We start from the raw sequence: 14119 nt of genomic DNA on the forward strand, positions 1-14119 counted from the left end.
GCCGGTGGTGAGGTCGACAATAGGGACATGAGCGAGCAGGGGGAGATGCCCGACCGGCCCACCACCGAGGACGACTGGTGGAGCAGGCTGTACGACGACTCCGCCCCGGACACCGGCCCGCCGGCCGCGTCGTCCGGTGACACCCTCGACGACCGCTTCGACTCGGTGGCCGACACGGTGACCACCCGCCCCGCGGCCTGGTGGGACCACCACCCCACCCCCGCCCCGCCCGCCTCGCCTCCCCGGCCGGTCCGGGCCGGGTCGCCCGGTGGGGACGCCCCGGACCCGGAACCGCCGCCGCGCCCCACCCGCGCCCCGTCGGCGCAGATGCCGCCTTCCGGCGCGGGGGGCCCGCACGACGACGCTCCCGCACCGCCACGCCCGGCAGCACCGCCGGACCCCCGGGCCGCCGACCCGGCGCCCGGCAGGTCCGGGCCGCCGGTGGCGAGGGAGCAATCGGATCCGCGGCGCGCCGACCCCGTCCAGGCCCCGCCGCCGGCGTCAAACGAGCAGGTCCACGAGACGCGCCCCGGCGCATCCGCCCCGGACGGCGACACACCCGCCGTCCCGCCCGGTCCGGCGCCCGGTCCGGCACGCGGTGAGCCGGGCCCGGGCGAAGGCGCCCCCGCACCCTCGCGGGGCCCGGGCGACGGCACCCTCGCACCGTCGCCGGGCCCTGCGGGAGACGCGCCGCCGCCGGGCCCTGCGGGAGACGCGCTCCCGCCCCGCCCGAGCGGCGACGCGCCCGCGCCGCCGCTACCGGCCCGGCCCCCGGCCGCCGCGTCCCCCGCCGCCGGGCGGGGCGTCGTGCCCGTGCAGGCGCCACGGGGCGGGGTCGTCGGGGGTGGGCCGCCCACGTACGACGCGGAGCCGACCGCGCTGCCCGCCGCAGAGGCGCACGCGCTGGACCGGCTCGTCCCCGACACCGTGCTCGACGGTGCCCGGTACGGCACGTACACACTGCGGGCCGCCTCCGTACGGGGCGACTCCGCGCGGTTCCGTGGCGAGCCCCGCCGCGATGCGCTGCTCACCGCGCGTTTCGGCACCGGCCCCGCCGCGCTGGTGTTCGTCGCCCTCGCCGGCGGCGACCGCGTCGCCGGGACCGCGCATCTCGCCGCCGCCGATGCCTGCCGCTGGATCGGCGGTGCCGTCGGCCGCAGTCACGCACGCCTCGCAGAGGACATAAGGGCCGGCCGCTTGGGCGACCTGAAGTCCGGCCTGCACCGGCTCACCGACCGCAGCCTCGGCAAGCTCCGCGCCCGCGCCACCGAGCTGGGTCTGGAGCCGGAGACGTACACGGCAGGGCTGCGGTGCCTGCTCCTCTCCGCCGACCCCGCCTGCCGTACCCGAGTGTTCTTCGGTGTCGGCGCCGGCGGACTGTTCCGGCTGCGGGACGGGGTCTGGCAGGATCTGGAACCGCCCGTCCCCGACCGGTCGGAGGTCACCGGCGCGCCGGTTGTGGGTTTCGGGTCGGCCGTGCCCGAGGCGACGCCCGACGGTGACCGGCTCACCATGGACTTCGGCATCCCCACGCCCGCGTCGCCGTACATCGAGGCCCCGCCGCCCCCGCCGGCCGAACCGTTCCGGTTCCGCGCCTCCGTGGCCCGCCCCGGCGACACGCTGCTGCTGTGCAGCAACGGCCTCGCCGAACCGGTGCGCGGTGAGGCGGCGCTCGCGCAGGAGCTCGCCGAGCGCTGGCACGGGTCCCCGCCGCCGGGCATGGCGCAGTTCCTCGCCGACACGCAGCTCCGGGTCAAGGGCTACGCCGACGACCGGACGGCGGTCGCCGTCTGGGAGGCGTAACCGCACAGGTGCGGCGGCCCGGTCCCGGGTTGACGGACCACGGGACTCCGTCCGCCGCGGCCATCCGTCGTGTCGGCGGCGACAGCTGACGGAATCGACATGAGTGGTGCTCCGCGGGCGGGGCATGCATCCGGTGACCGTTGTGAAGCCGAAGCTTGTTCCGACGTGTGGGTGGGGGAAAATGACTGGACGTCACGGGGGCGCGGGAGTTCGCGCTCGACTGCATCGCAGACTCGGCCGCGGTGATCTCACGGCCGTACCCGAAGTGCGCCACGCTTTACGCGATTTGCTCGGCAAGTGGCCCGACCCGGACAAGGGCGCGGCGGCGGACGCGGTGGACGTGGCCGAGCTGCTCGCAAGCGAGCTGGTGACCAACGCGCTGATCCACACCGAGCACGGAGCGGTGGTCACGGCCACCGTCGAGGACTCAAGGCTCCATGTCGAGGTCCAGGACTTCATGGCGGGACTGCCCGTTTCCGACGCACCGAACGCCGGCCTCGGTACGAGCGGCAGAGGGCTGATCCTGGTGGAGCGTCTGGCCGACGCCTGGGGTGTGCGCACCGCGCACGGGGTGGGCAAGGTGATCTGGTTCGAACTGCACGCGGGGGTGGCCTGACCCCCTGGTCGGGGGCCGGGCCACCGCGGTGCGCACCCGCCCGGCCTGAACCGCCGCCCGGCCTGAACTGCCGCTCAGCCGAACTGCTGCTCGAGATCCTTGAGTTTTCGTTCCAAGGAGTCGAGACGCGGCAGCGTCTGCGTGTCGTCCTCAGCCGTGAGGTCGACCGTGACCGGTTCCGTTCCGGCCTGCTTCACGGCCTGCAGTGAGGGCCGGGCCCGTACGGGCAGTTGTCCGGGCTCCGCTGTGACGGGCTCGGCTATGACGGGCTCCACGGCGGACGACGAGCCCCCGGCCTGCTGCCCGCTGCCCGTCGCCGGACCGAGGGCCGGCAACTGCGCCCCGCCGCGGTCGGCCCGCCCCAGGCCCCAGGTGCGGTGCTGGCGGTTGAGCGCCCGGATCTGGGCGCGCTCCAGCTTCTCCCGGTCGCGCCGGCGCATCCGGTTCTGCTGTTTCTGCCGCCGGTCCTCGCGTACCTCGTCGACCGCCTCGTCGAGGGTGCGTACGCCCTCCAGAAGCATCAGCGACCAGGCCGCGAAGGTCTCCCTGGGTGCCCGCAGCCACCGGACGATCCGGATCTGCGGCAGCGGGCGGGGCACCAGGCCCTGTTCGCGCAGTGCCGCGCGGCGGGTCTGCTTCAGCGCCCGGTCGAACAGCACGGCCGCGGACAGGGACATGCCGGCGAAGAAGTGCGGCGCGCCCGCGTGTCCGAGCCCCCTCGGCGCGTGCACCCAGTTGAACCAGGCGGCCGCTCCGGCGAACGTCCACACCAGCAGCCGGGAACCGAGGGCGGCGTCGCCGTGGCTGGCCTCGCGCACGGCGAGGACCGAGCAGAACATGGCGGCCCCGTCCAGCCCGAAGGGGACCAGGTACTCCCAGCCGCCGCTCAGGCTCAGGTTCTCCCGGCCGAAGCCCACCAAGCCGTGGAAGGAGAGCGCGGCCGCGACGGCGGCGCAGCAGAAGAGAAGTACGTACGAGGCGGTGCCGTAGACGGCCTCCTTGCGCCTGCGCCGCTCCTCGCTGCGCTCCCACGAGTCCTCCGCGGCCTTGTCACCGGCGCGCTTGCCGCGCGCGAGCACTGCCACCGCTGCCAGGACTCCCAGGATCATCACGGCGCCCGGAAGCAGCCAGTCCAGCGATATGTCGGTCAGTCTCATGTGCGGTGTCCCTTGCATCGCGGTAGGGCGTTTCGGCCGCCATAGTGGCCGAACAGGGGGGACATGCAGGGGGCTTTCCGTGCAAGAGAACGCCAACGGGGTCGCTCGGCACGCGAATAGGTGCGACCTGGTCGAACTGACACCGGAGAGCTAAGAGTTGAGTTCGAATTCATGCCACCCGAAAGAGTGGCGTGGAATGGTGCCGGGTGCCTACTCGGCTGCCTACGCCGTCTGCAACAGCCGGGTCACCCGGTCGGCGTCGCAGGTACGCGGACAGGTGACACAGGTGTCCTCGGGCCGGAGCGTGTAGAACAGGCAGCAGCTCGCCCGGTCGCGGGTCGGCAGCCGCTCGCCGTTCGGACCGGTCAGCTCGCGGAACGCGGCCGTGCCCACGTACGGCTTCGTCGTGCCCGGCAGCAGCCGCTCGAGTTCCGACACCGCGCGCCGTTCCTCGCCGAGCAGGTGTGCGATGTACCACAGGCCCTCGACGATCTCGTCGGTCGCCATGCCCCACAGCGCTCGCTTGCCACGGCGCATCGGTCCGGCGAATCCGTCGAGGACGGGGCCGAGGTGCTCGGCCACGGCGGCGCGGACCTCGTCGCGCAGGGCCTCCTCGTCCGCTACGACACGGGCGCCGGGCAGGTGTGCGGCAGGGTCGTCCGGCAGGCACGCGAAGTCCGGCACCCGCACGGTCATGCGGCCCAGCGCGCGGTGGAAGGCGACACCCTCCACGGGGACCCTGGGCACCCGGCGGTGCAGGAACCAGGGGACGGTGACCAGCAGGCAGGCGGGCCAGGCGTAGCGGTGCAGACCGAAGCTGGCGACGACGTCCGGGCGGGCCCGCTGCCCGTAGTCCCGCAGCACCTGGGCGTCGTCCCAGGCGAGGAAGGACTCGAGCGCCGCGCCGCCGGCCGCGAGGTCGGCCGCTGCGACCCATCCGGCGCCGGAGGGCGGCGGTGCCCCCTCGGGCAGCTCCATGACGCTCAGCCCGGGGAAGACCTCCGCGAGGCGCGCGTAGGCATCGGCCACCGGGGAGGCGAGGCCGGACAGCAAGGCAGGAACGGTCATGCCGGGACCACCGAATCGCGATCGTTAGCAGGTTAGCCTTACCTTACCCGATGTCTTCGATGTTTGAACTGTGGCCCGGGCCGCCTATCGTGCACTCAGGGCCCCGCAACAGCGAGCCGGGCCAGGCCGACTGTCGGAGGAGGGCCCGAGTGGAGCAGGCCGGAACGCGCGACCTCCCTCTTTCGCGGCCGTACGGGTCCGCCCGCGTCCCCGCCCAGCAAGGCCCCGGAGCAGTACCGCGGGAACAGGCCCGCGGCGAGCACACCCACAGCGAGCCGCCCGCCCCCCGTCTCGTGCAGCGCCACTCGCTACGCGGCCAGATCCTGGATGCCCTGCGCACGGCCCTCGTCGACGGTGACCTGGTGCCCGGCGAGGTCTACTCGGCGCCCGTCCTCGGCGAGCGCTACGGCGTCTCCGCGACGCCGGTACGCGAGGCGATGCAGCAACTGGCCATCGAGGGCGCCGTCGAGGTCGTGCCGAACCGCGGCTTCCGCGTCTCCCGGCGCAGCGCCCGCGAACTGGCCGAGCTGGCGGAGGTCCGGGCACTGATCGAGGTCCCCGTCATGCTCCGGCTGGCCCGTACGGTCCCGGCGGACCGCTGGCGTTCGCTGCGTCCGCTGGCCGAGGCGACGGCCGCGGCGGCCGCGACCGGCGACCGGTCGAGCTACGCGGAGACGGACCGCGCCTTCCACCGCGCGGTCCTCGCCCTCGCGGGCAACGAGCAGCTGCTGGCCGTGGCGGACGACCTCCACCGGCGCTCCCAGTGGCCCCTCACCAGCGCCCCCGCCACCCGCCGGGCCGACCTGATCGCCGACGCGGCGGAGCACATGGCGTTGCTGGAGGCCCTGGTCGCACAGGACCTGCCAGTGGTCCGGTCGCTGGTCCGGGAGCACTTCGCGGGCTCCGACGCCTGAACCATCGGACACTGACGGGACGACGACGTGCGCGGCACGGTATGGACGGTGGCGAACCAGCTGGGCGTGGTGGCCGGAACCCCGGCCGGACTGCTGTCCGCCCTGCTGTCCGGTGCGCCGCGCACCGTGCGGCTCGCGCCGGCCGGTCAGGACCCCGATGAGATCGCCGAACTGGTGTCCCTGCTGCGGGGGTTCGGTCGGCTGCGGGTTGTTGTCGAGGCCCCCGGAGACGAGCCGGAGGACCGCCGCGCGCCCGACCTCGACGACCCGGAGTCGGTCTGCTCGGCCGACCCCCTCCACGTCACCTCCGCCTACGAGTCCGCGGCCGAGGAGCACGGCGGTCTGCGCGCGGCCTGGCTGCGGGCCGGCCAGTCACTGATCCGCGACCAGGGCCCCGCCAGGCGCGCCCTCGTGCTGCTTGCCTCCCTGCCGCCGGACGCCGAACCACGGATGCGCGGAGCACTGACCCGACTGTCCGAGCGGGCGCCGTGGACCGTGGAGTGGTCCCGGTCGTGCCCGGTCGCCGCACTGACCGTCGCGTCGGGCGCCCTTGTGGTGGCCGACCCGGGCGGCGGCGTACGCACGGTGGACGAAGACGGCCCGCGGCCGTCGACGGCCGCCCGTGCCAGGGCGGTTGCCGCACTGGACGACGACACCTGGCTGCTCCTCGACGAACGGGGCCGTCTCCATCGGCACGGTGGCACCGAGACACCGCTGACGAAGGCCGTCGCCGCCACCCTCGAGAGCCATCCGGGCACGGCCCTCGCCGCCGTGGCGGACACCGTGCTGGTCGGCGACCGCATGGGCTCCGTGCACGCTTTCGGCTTGGACGGCCTGCATCAGGCGGCGCTGCACTCCGGCCGGGTGACCGCGCTGTCGGCCACCGCGGGGGCGGCCTCCCCCACCGTCCACAGCGGAGGCGCCGACGGCGTCGTACACAGTTGGTCGCCGGGCGCCGCCGGGCACCGTCCGGCCGTGACGGAGCGCCCGTACCCGGTCGTCGCCCTGCACGCGGGACCCACACCGGCGGGGGAAGCCCTCGCTGTCGCGTGGGCGGACGGCCTGGTGAGGCTGTTCCTCCCGGGGGCACGCCGGGTGCTCCCGTTCCGTCCCGGCCCGGCGGTCCGCGCCGTCGCGGTGACGCCGGACGGCACACTCTGCGTCGGCACGGACGGCACGCTGGTCGCCCTGCGGCCCCGCTAGGGCCGCGCGTGTCTCCGGGGCTGGGCTCCGCCGGGGTGGCAACGGCTGCCGGGGCGGAGCGGGTTCGAGCGCGACGCTGTCGGCGCGCGCCGCGACGGCCCCGGTGCGGGTCCCGCCCTCGCCGAAGCAACCGCCCTGCCGCGACCGGCTGCTGACGCCGACGGGCTCCACCTCGCCGTCGGCCTCGCGCGGCACGGTGCCGCCGCCGTCGGTCACCCGACGTGTCCCTCAGCCGGTGCTGCACTAACCTGTGGCGCCGGTTGTCCTGTGAGGGGGGAAGTATGGCCGCGGAGTTGCCGGAGTCGCCCATACCCGACGAGGAGTGGGCGAAGTTCCAGCTCGAGAGCGAGGGCCCCGCGCGGCTGGCCGCGCCCAAGGAGCCGTCCGCGCGGGCGCGGATGGTCACCGAGCGGCTGCGGCGCGCCGACGAGGAGGCGGCCGGGCAGCAGGGCAGGGTGCGGCGTCTCGCGCGCCGGGGGAAGCCGGTCCGGGCGCAGCCCGACGGCTGGCGGGCCTGGCCCGACCGGCAGGCGCCGAAGCCGCGAGGCAGGGCCCGCGCCTTCGTCTGGGTCGGTGTGGCGGTCGTCCTGGCGCTGGTCGCCATGAACCCGGAGCGGGTCTTCGGCTGGCTCGCCTGATCAGCTCTCGCGCGGCGGCTCCAGTCCCGACAGCAGCGAGGCGATGTCCAGCCCGGTCAGCAGGTACTGCTCGAACGCCGCGTTGTGCAGCGCCCAGGGGGAACGCCGCAGTCTGACCCGGTCGATGGCGCCTTCCGCGTCGTGACCCAGCTCGATCAGGGTCTGGGCGGCGACCAGCCCGGAGCGGTTGTAGCCCGAGTAGCAGCGCACCAGGACCCGGCGGCGTGCCCGAACGGCGTCGGCGGCCGTCAGCGCCACCCGGTGCACACGGTCGATCTCGTCGGCGGTGAGCCAGTCGTCCGGGATGGGGACGACATGGTGCTCGACGCCGTCCGCGGGGCCGTGGCCGTCCCGCGTGTAGAGGCTGATCACGACGTCGAACTCGTCGGCCACGACCACGTCCTGGTGCCGTCGGCCGCCGCCGGACCAGACATGGCCGCCGACCCACAGGCCGGTGGTGATCTCGTCCCACCGCGTCCGCGGCTCGGGGACGTCGCCCTGTCTGCGACGGGTCCTCACTGGCCGGCGGGCTCGGGCTCGGCCAGGGAGACCTGCGGCGGTACGACGGGGGACAGTTGGGCACCCAGCCACACCGGTACGCCGCCCAGCAGCCGGAACAGCCGGTACGCCTCCGCGCGCAGCCGGCCCGCCTCCGGCTCCGGCTCGCAGTCCGCGAGACCCGCCAGCGCCGGCGCCGTCCCGATCAGATAGCCCAGCTCCTCCCTGATGCGCAGGCATTCGGAGAAGCCCTGCCGTGCCGTCGCCGAATCGCCGTCGCTCAGGGCGAGTCCGGCCAACTGCTGCCAGGTGAACGACAGCAGCAGCGGGTCGTCCTGGGCCTGCGCGCCCGCGTGCGCCCGCTGGTAGGCGGCGAGGGCCGCCTGCGGGGAGTCCGCGATGTGCTCGGAGACCAGGCCCCGCCGGAAGTCCAGCAGCGGCCGCCGCGGCGAGGAGGGCGCGAGCAGCGCCGTCGCCCTGCCCAGCGCCGAACGGGCCTCGTCGGCCCGGTCCCGGACCCCGAGGCGGGTCGCCGCGTAGGCGAGCCGGCCGCGCTCGCTCGCCGCGCCGCCGCGTTCCTCGTCGTCGCGGGCGACGGCCTCCGCGCCTCGCAGCGCGTCCTCCGCCTCCGCCCAACCGTCGCAGGTGAACAGAGCGCGCTCGATCAGCAGCCCCGCCCTCTCCAACGCCGCCGCGGGCTCCGCGGCACGGGGCTCGAGAAGGGCCGCCGCATCGGTCCAACAGCCGCGCGAACGCAGCCGCCATACCGCGGTCTGGAGTGGATCGTCACCTGCTGTGGTTCCGGAACCAGACATGGCGGTATGCGCCACTTGCCCTCCCCGAGCACGCCATTGAGCTGTTGAGTCAGACCGCATCTCAGCACGGATCGGCACGCCTGGCCAAGAGGTCAGGTGAATCAGTTCACAATCTTTCGGTGGTCGGCCGGGCCGCCGGGGGTGCCGTCACCGGGACCCGCCAGGGCGACGTGGCCTCTGTCGTTGACGGGGTGTCGGCACCTTCGGAGGTGTGACCGGCGCGGATGCGCCGCTGCCGCGTCGGCGTCAATCAAGCGAGTCTTTCCATGACCCCCACGGATGACGGCGGCGAGGGTTGATCCGGGTGACACGGCGATCGCCCGCCACTGCACGCCGTCCCCGGGGTGTGCCGCCGGGCTGGTACCGCGCTTCGCGCGGTGAGGTGCGGGGGGCCGGGGATGGAGCTGCCGAGGGCGTGGGGCGGAGGTGTCGGCCTCGGCCTCCCGTACCCGCTGACGCGAACTCATAGTTCAAGGTTTCCTGAATTCAGCAATACCTGTACTGTCATGACGTGCTCACCGTTGCCTCCGACATCGAGGTGCTGGCCCGGTTCGGCCGCGCGCTCGCCGACCCGATCCGCTGCCGGCTCCTGCTCGCCCTGAGCGAAGCCCCCGCCTACCCTTCCGATCTCGCCGACGCGCTCGGCATCTCCCGCACCCGGCTCTCGAACCACTTGGCGTGTCTGCGGGACTGCGGCCTGGTGGTCACCGTTCCCGATGGGCGCCGCACCCGGTACGAGCTGGCCGATGAGCGTTTCGGTCACGCACTCGACGACCTGCGGAGCGCCGTGGTGGCCGTCGAGACCGACCGGACCTGTGGCGACGCGCGTCAGGAAGGGTGCTGCTGATGACCGTGACACCGCTCGCGCCGTCCCCGGCCCGGCGTGACGCGCTCGCCCGCCGGATACGCCTGCTGGTCGCCGCGACCATCGCCTACAACGTGGTCGAGGCGATCGCCGCCCTCACCGCCGGGATGCTCGCATCGTCCACCGCGCTGATCGGCTTCGGACTGGACTCCGTCATCGAGGTCTCCTCGGCCGCGGCGGTCGCCTGGCAGTTCTCCGCACGCGATCACAAAGTGCGTGAGGCCCGCGAGAAGACCACCTTGCGGATCATCGCCGTGTCGTTCTTCGCGCTCGCCGCCTATGTCGGCGCCGACGCGGTCCGGGCGCTCGCGGGCAGCGCTGAGGCGGAGCGATCCGTCCCCGGCCTCGTCATCGCCGCTCTGTCGCTGGCAGTCATGCCGTTCCTGTCCGCCGCCCAGCGCCGCGCGGGCCGGGAGATCGGCTCCGCGTCCGCGATCGCCGACTCCAAGCAGACCCTGCTGTGCACCTATCTGTCCGCCGTGCTCCTGGTGGGGCTGCTCCTCAACGCCGCTCTCGGGTGGACCTGGGCCGACCCGGTCGCCGCCCTGGTCATCGCCGCCATCGCCCTCAAGGAAGGCCGCGACGCCTGGCAGGGCAGGGGCTGCTGCGCGCCGGCCCCCGCGAAGCCGGCCACCGGTCCGGCCGCAGCCGGGGAAGATCCGTGCGGCTGCCGACCGGGATGCGCCTGCTGCGCGCCCGGGAGCACGCCCGGGAGCGCGGCCGGCCGGTGAACCGCCGCGCCCGGGCAGCACTCGCCTCACGGCGACCGGCCGGCACCGGAGCCTCCCGACCGGCCGGGCCGCGTGAACCGGCGGCTGGAACACGGCGACGGTGACCGGCCGTTCGACCTCGCCGTCGACGCGGGTGGCGACCGTGGCGTGGACGAGCGTGGCGGTGGGCGACGGCAACGACCGCGTCCGTGGGCGACGGCAACGACCGCGACGGCAACGACCGCGTCCGTGGGCGACCACGAGGGTGCTCGGGTCGTCGCCGCGGTGCGGCCGTGGGCTGCGCAGGCTCCCGGGCCGAGAGCCGCGCCCGTCAGCTCATCCGCAGCGCCAGGAAGAAGTCGAGCTTGTCCTCCAGGCGCGACAGGTCCCGGCCCGTCAGCTGTTCGATCCGGCCCACCCGGTAGCGGAGCGTGTTCACATGCAGATGCAGGCGGGCTGCGCAGCGGGTCCAGGAGCCGTCGCAGTCGAGGAACGCCTCCAGCGTGGGGATGAGCTCCGCCCGGTGGCGCCGGTCGTAGTCGCGCAGCGGGTCCAGCAGCCGCGCGGTGAAGGCGCGGCGTACGTCGTCAGGTACGAACGGCAGCAGCAGGACGTGCGACGCCAGTTCGTGGTGGCCGGCCGCGCAGACCAGGCCCGGACGCGCGGCGGCGACCCGGCGGGCGTGCCGGGCCTCTTCCAGGGCTCCGCGCAGTCCTTCCGCGGAGTGCACTGCCGCGCTGACGCCCAGCGTGAGGCGGCCGTCGTCGGCGAGGCCCGCGGCCAGCGGGGTGCGTACGGACTCCAGGAGCGCGTCGGCGTGCAATCCGGCCTCGGAGGGGGGCGGGGCGTCCTCCGGGCCGCCGAGGCTCACCGCCGGCAGGGGCACCAGCGCGATCGCCTCGTCGCCGCTGTGGGCGACCGCGATCCGGTCCGCGGAGTCCTGCCCGGTCGCGGCAGGGTCGATGAGGATCTCCTCGAGGAGGGACTGGGTCACCTGCCCGGTCTCCACGGCCGCGTCGCCGCCCCAGTCGACCCGGGCGACCACGACCTGCCAGTGCGGTGCGCTCCCCAGCCCCGGCAGCAGCACGGGCGCGGCGACCCGCAGCCTCGCCGCGATCTCCGCGGGGGCCGCGCCGGTCTGGACGAGTTCCAGGACCTCCTGGGCGAGCCGGCGCCGTACCGTGCGGGCCGCCTCGCGCCGGTCCCGTTCGACGGCGATCAGCTGGGTGACGCCCTGCAGCAGGTCGAGCCGCGCGGCCGGCCAGTCGGCGGCGTCCGCCTCCACGGCGAGCAGCCAGTCGGACAGCACGCCCTCCCGCACGTCCCGCACGGCGGGGGCGGCGGCGCCCCGTCCGGTGTTGCGGATCGGGAAGAGCGAGTACGTCACACCCCGTGCGACGGCCCGGTGCGGGGCCCGCCGGCCGTGGCGTACGGCGGCCAGGTGTTCACCGGCGAGTGCCGCGCCGACCTCGGTCGGCAGTCCTTCGCCGACGCCCGCGATCTGCCTTCCGGTGGGGGACAGGACCCAGGCGTGCAGGTCCAGATCGGAGCCGAGCAGGTCCAGGACGGCGTCCGGCCCACCGCCCGCGGGGCCGGATGTCATCAGCCGTCTGTGTCTGTCGACGACAGCCGCGAGGTCACCCGCCCGTTCCCCGGAGACCTGGCGTACGACGTACTCGGTGATAGTCGCGAACGCAACGGATTCGTTCACTGCAAACAGTGGGAGCCGGTGGCGCAAACATGCCTGGACGAGATCGTCGGGGATGTCTCCGAGCTCCGCTTCGCCGGCCGCGAGCCCGGCGACCTGGGCGCCCGCCAGCAGGCGGACGAACGGCTCGGAGTCCTCCGCGGTGCGCCGCCAGGCGAGACCGGTGAGCACCAGCTCGCCGCCGGAGAGATACCGGCTGGGATCGCGGAGGTCCGTGGTCATCACGCCCCGCACCCCGCGGTCGAGCTCGTTCTCGCCGCCGAGCAGCCGCAGCCCCAGCGCGTCGTTGTCCAGCAGTGCGCGCAGCCGCATGTCGTCGCCGCCGATCTGTCTCGTTGTTGCCGGTCCTGGCCGGAGATCCTTTGGCCAAGGTTTCCAGGGGGAAACGGTGAGGTTGCTGATCTCCGTCTTTCGTTCGAATCTACAAGACGAGAGAGGCGACCAGCCAACTCCTTCGGTGTTTCGGTGACTGCACCGGCCGGATCCGGCCTTGTGTACTGGACCACATCGCGTGAACAGCGGGTGAACGATGCCGGCGAACGACGGCAGACGAACGAGTCGAGGGCCGACCGTCCCGGGCCCCCTGCGACGAACGACCCCCGATTGAGAAGAAGAGAGCCACTCATGGACTTCCTTCGCCCCGCCGGCTGGGAGGAGGCGCTCGCCGCCAAGGCAGAGCACCCCACCGCTGTCCCCATCGCGGGTGGCACCGACGTGATGGTCGAGATCAACTTCGACCACCGGCGTCCGGAGTACCTCCTGGACCTCAACCGCATCGGTGAGCTCACCGAGTGGGAGGTCGGCGTCGAGAACGTCCGGCTGGGGGCCTCCGTGCCGTACACCGCGATCATGGAGAACCTGCGCGCGGAGCTGCCCGGTCTGGCGCTCGCCTCCCACACGGTCGCCTCCCCGCAGATCCGCAACCGCGGCGGCGTCGGCGGCAACCTCGGCACCGCGTCCCCGGCCGGTGACGCCCACCCGGCGCTGCTCGCCGCGGGCGCCGAGGTCGAGGTGGAGTCGGTACGCGGCTCCCGCATGATCCCCATCGACGACTTCTACACCGGCGTCAAGCGCAACGCGCTCGCCGCCGACGAGCTCATCCGGGCCGTGCACATCAAGAAGGCGGACGGGCCGCAGCAGTACTCGAAGGTGGGTACCCGCAACGCCATGGTCATCGCCGTATGCGCCTTCGGCCTCGCCCTGCACCCCGAGACCCGCACCGTGCGCACGGGCATCGGTTCCGCCGCGCCCACCCCGGTACGGGCCGAGGCCGCGGAGGACTTCCTGAACGCCGCGCTGGAAGAGGGCGGATTCTGGGAGAGCGGGGACATCATCACCCCGTCGATCGCCAAGCAGTTCGCCCAGCTCGCCTCCGGCGCCTGCAACCCGATCGACGATGTGCGCGCTACGGCGAAGTACCGCCGCCACGCGGTCGGCATCATGGCCCGCCGCACGCTCGGCTGGACCTGGGAGCAGTACCGCGGCACCCCCCGCCCGCTTGAAGGAGCTGCATGACGATGCGCGTCAATTTCACGGTCAACGGACGCCGTCAGGAAGCGGACGACGTCTGGGAGGGCGAGAGCCTGCTGTACGTGCTGCGTGAGCGCCTCGGCCTGCCCGGCTCGAAGAACGCCTGTGAGCAGGGCGAATGCGGTTCCTGCACGGTCAGACTCGACGGGGTGCCGGTCTGTTCCTGCCTGGTCGCCGCCGGCCAGGTCGAGGGCCGCGAGGTCGTCACCGTCGAGGGCCTCGCGGAGTTCGCCAAGCAGCGTGAGCAGCGTGAACAGGCGTGCGGCACGGGCGCCTGCGGCGACCAGGGCACCTCCCTCCAGAACGCCCGGCTGTGGAGCGCGAAGGGAACCGACTCGCAGACCGGCGAGGGCACCGAGCTCTCCCCGATCCAGCAGGCGTTCATCGACGCGGGCGCCGTGCAGTGCGGCTTCTGCACTCCGGGTCTGCTGGTCGCCGCCGACGAGATGCTGGAGCGCACCCCGTCCCCTTCGGACGAGGACATCCGCGAGGCGCTCTCCGGCAACCTCTGCCGCTGCACCGGATACGAGAAGATCCTGGACGCCGTCCGCCTCGCGGCCGCCCGTCAGGGAAACCAGGAAGCGACGGTCTGAC

General features: G+C 73.9%; 14 protein-coding genes. 9 read left to right on the forward strand and 5 right to left on the reverse strand.

Going from position 1 to position 14119, the window contains the following annotated elements:
- Positions 1-27 precede the first annotated feature (27 nt).
- Together AB0903_RS06695 and AB0903_RS06700 are read left to right on the forward strand one after the other, a co-directional pair.
- The gene (locus AB0903_RS06695; protein WP_366699659.1) at positions 28-1803 is read left to right on the forward strand and encodes a protein phosphatase 2C domain-containing protein; all 1776 of its coding nucleotides are present in this window, start codon (positions 28-30) and stop codon (positions 1801-1803) included.
- A gap of 181 nt (positions 1804-1984) precedes the next feature.
- On the forward strand, positions 1985-2419 hold the full coding sequence (locus tag AB0903_RS06700; RefSeq protein WP_366699661.1) for an ATP-binding protein: 435 nt from the start codon (positions 1985-1987) through the stop codon (positions 2417-2419).
- Positions 2420-2493: 74 nt separating this feature from the next.
- Here the strand turns inward: AB0903_RS06700 and AB0903_RS06705 are convergent, their stop codons facing one another.
- Positions 2494-3576 carry a DUF2637 domain-containing protein gene (locus AB0903_RS06705; RefSeq protein ID WP_366699663.1) on the reverse strand — a complete coding sequence of 361 codons (1083 nt, stop codon included), beginning with the start codon at positions 3574-3576 and terminating at the stop codon, positions 2494-2496.
- Between the two features lie 222 nt (positions 3577-3798).
- A complete protein-coding gene (locus AB0903_RS06710) occupies positions 3799-4644 on the reverse strand; it encodes a (2Fe-2S)-binding protein (protein WP_366699665.1) in 846 nt (281 codons plus the stop codon).
- 59 nt (positions 4645-4703) lie between these two features.
- Here AB0903_RS06710 and AB0903_RS06715 point away from each other — a divergent pair, with 59 nt between their 5' ends.
- The 3 genes from AB0903_RS06715 (at position 4704) to AB0903_RS06725 (ending at position 7399) form a co-directional block, all read left to right on the forward strand.
- Positions 4704-5558, forward strand: coding sequence for a GntR family transcriptional regulator (locus AB0903_RS06715; RefSeq protein ID WP_366699894.1), 855 nt, complete (start codon positions 4704-4706; stop codon positions 5556-5558).
- Between the two features lie 48 nt (positions 5559-5606).
- A complete protein-coding gene (locus AB0903_RS06720; RefSeq protein WP_366699667.1) occupies positions 5607-6761 on the forward strand; it encodes a hypothetical protein in 1155 nt (384 codons plus the stop codon).
- Between the two features lie 281 nt (positions 6762-7042).
- Positions 7043-7399 carry a hypothetical protein gene (locus tag AB0903_RS06725; RefSeq protein WP_366699669.1) on the forward strand — a complete coding sequence of 119 codons (357 nt, stop codon included), beginning with the start codon at positions 7043-7045 and terminating at the stop codon, positions 7397-7399.
- Here the strand turns inward: AB0903_RS06725 and AB0903_RS06730 are convergent, their stop codons facing one another.
- Both AB0903_RS06730 and AB0903_RS06735 read right to left on the reverse strand, forming a co-directional pair.
- A complete protein-coding gene (locus AB0903_RS06730) occupies positions 7400-7918 on the reverse strand; it encodes a protein phosphatase (RefSeq protein WP_366699671.1) in 519 nt (172 codons plus the stop codon).
- Positions 7915-8712 carry a hypothetical protein gene (locus AB0903_RS06735; protein WP_366699673.1) on the reverse strand — a complete coding sequence of 266 codons (798 nt, stop codon included), beginning with the start codon at positions 8710-8712 and terminating at the stop codon, positions 7915-7917. Before AB0903_RS06735 ends, AB0903_RS06730 begins: the two co-directional genes overlap by 4 nt.
- Before the next feature lie 511 nt (positions 8713-9223).
- Here AB0903_RS06735 and AB0903_RS06740 point away from each other — a divergent pair.
- Both AB0903_RS06740 and AB0903_RS06745 read left to right on the forward strand, forming a co-directional pair.
- On the forward strand, positions 9224-9559 hold the full coding sequence (locus tag AB0903_RS06740; protein WP_366699675.1) for a metalloregulator ArsR/SmtB family transcription factor: 336 nt from the start codon (positions 9224-9226) through the stop codon (positions 9557-9559).
- On the forward strand, positions 9559-10308 hold the full coding sequence (locus AB0903_RS06745; RefSeq protein ID WP_366699677.1) for a cation transporter: 750 nt from the start codon (positions 9559-9561) through the stop codon (positions 10306-10308). The genes AB0903_RS06740 and AB0903_RS06745 overlap by 1 nt, the downstream gene beginning before the upstream one ends.
- Positions 10309-10618: 310 nt before the next feature.
- Here the strand turns inward: AB0903_RS06745 and AB0903_RS06750 are convergent, their stop codons facing one another.
- Complete coding sequence (locus AB0903_RS06750) at positions 10619-12307, reverse strand: PucR family transcriptional regulator ligand-binding domain-containing protein (RefSeq protein WP_366699679.1); 1689 nt, start codon at positions 12305-12307, stop codon at positions 10619-10621.
- A gap of 312 nt (positions 12308-12619) precedes the next feature.
- Between AB0903_RS06750 and AB0903_RS06755 the strand changes: the two genes are divergently transcribed.
- Entirely contained in the window at positions 12620-13510 is an 891-nt protein-coding gene (locus tag AB0903_RS06755; protein ID WP_366699681.1) for an FAD binding domain-containing protein, read from the forward strand.
- 2 nt (positions 13511-13512) lie between these two features.
- Positions 13513-14118, forward strand: coding sequence for a (2Fe-2S)-binding protein (locus AB0903_RS06760; protein ID WP_366699896.1), 606 nt, complete (start codon positions 13513-13515; stop codon positions 14116-14118).
- Position 14119 lies beyond the last annotated feature (1 nt).

The sequence above is a fragment of the Streptomyces sp. NPDC048389 genome (genome assembly GCF_040706335.1).
Lineage (GTDB): Bacteria > Actinomycetota > Actinomycetes > Streptomycetales > Streptomycetaceae > Streptomyces.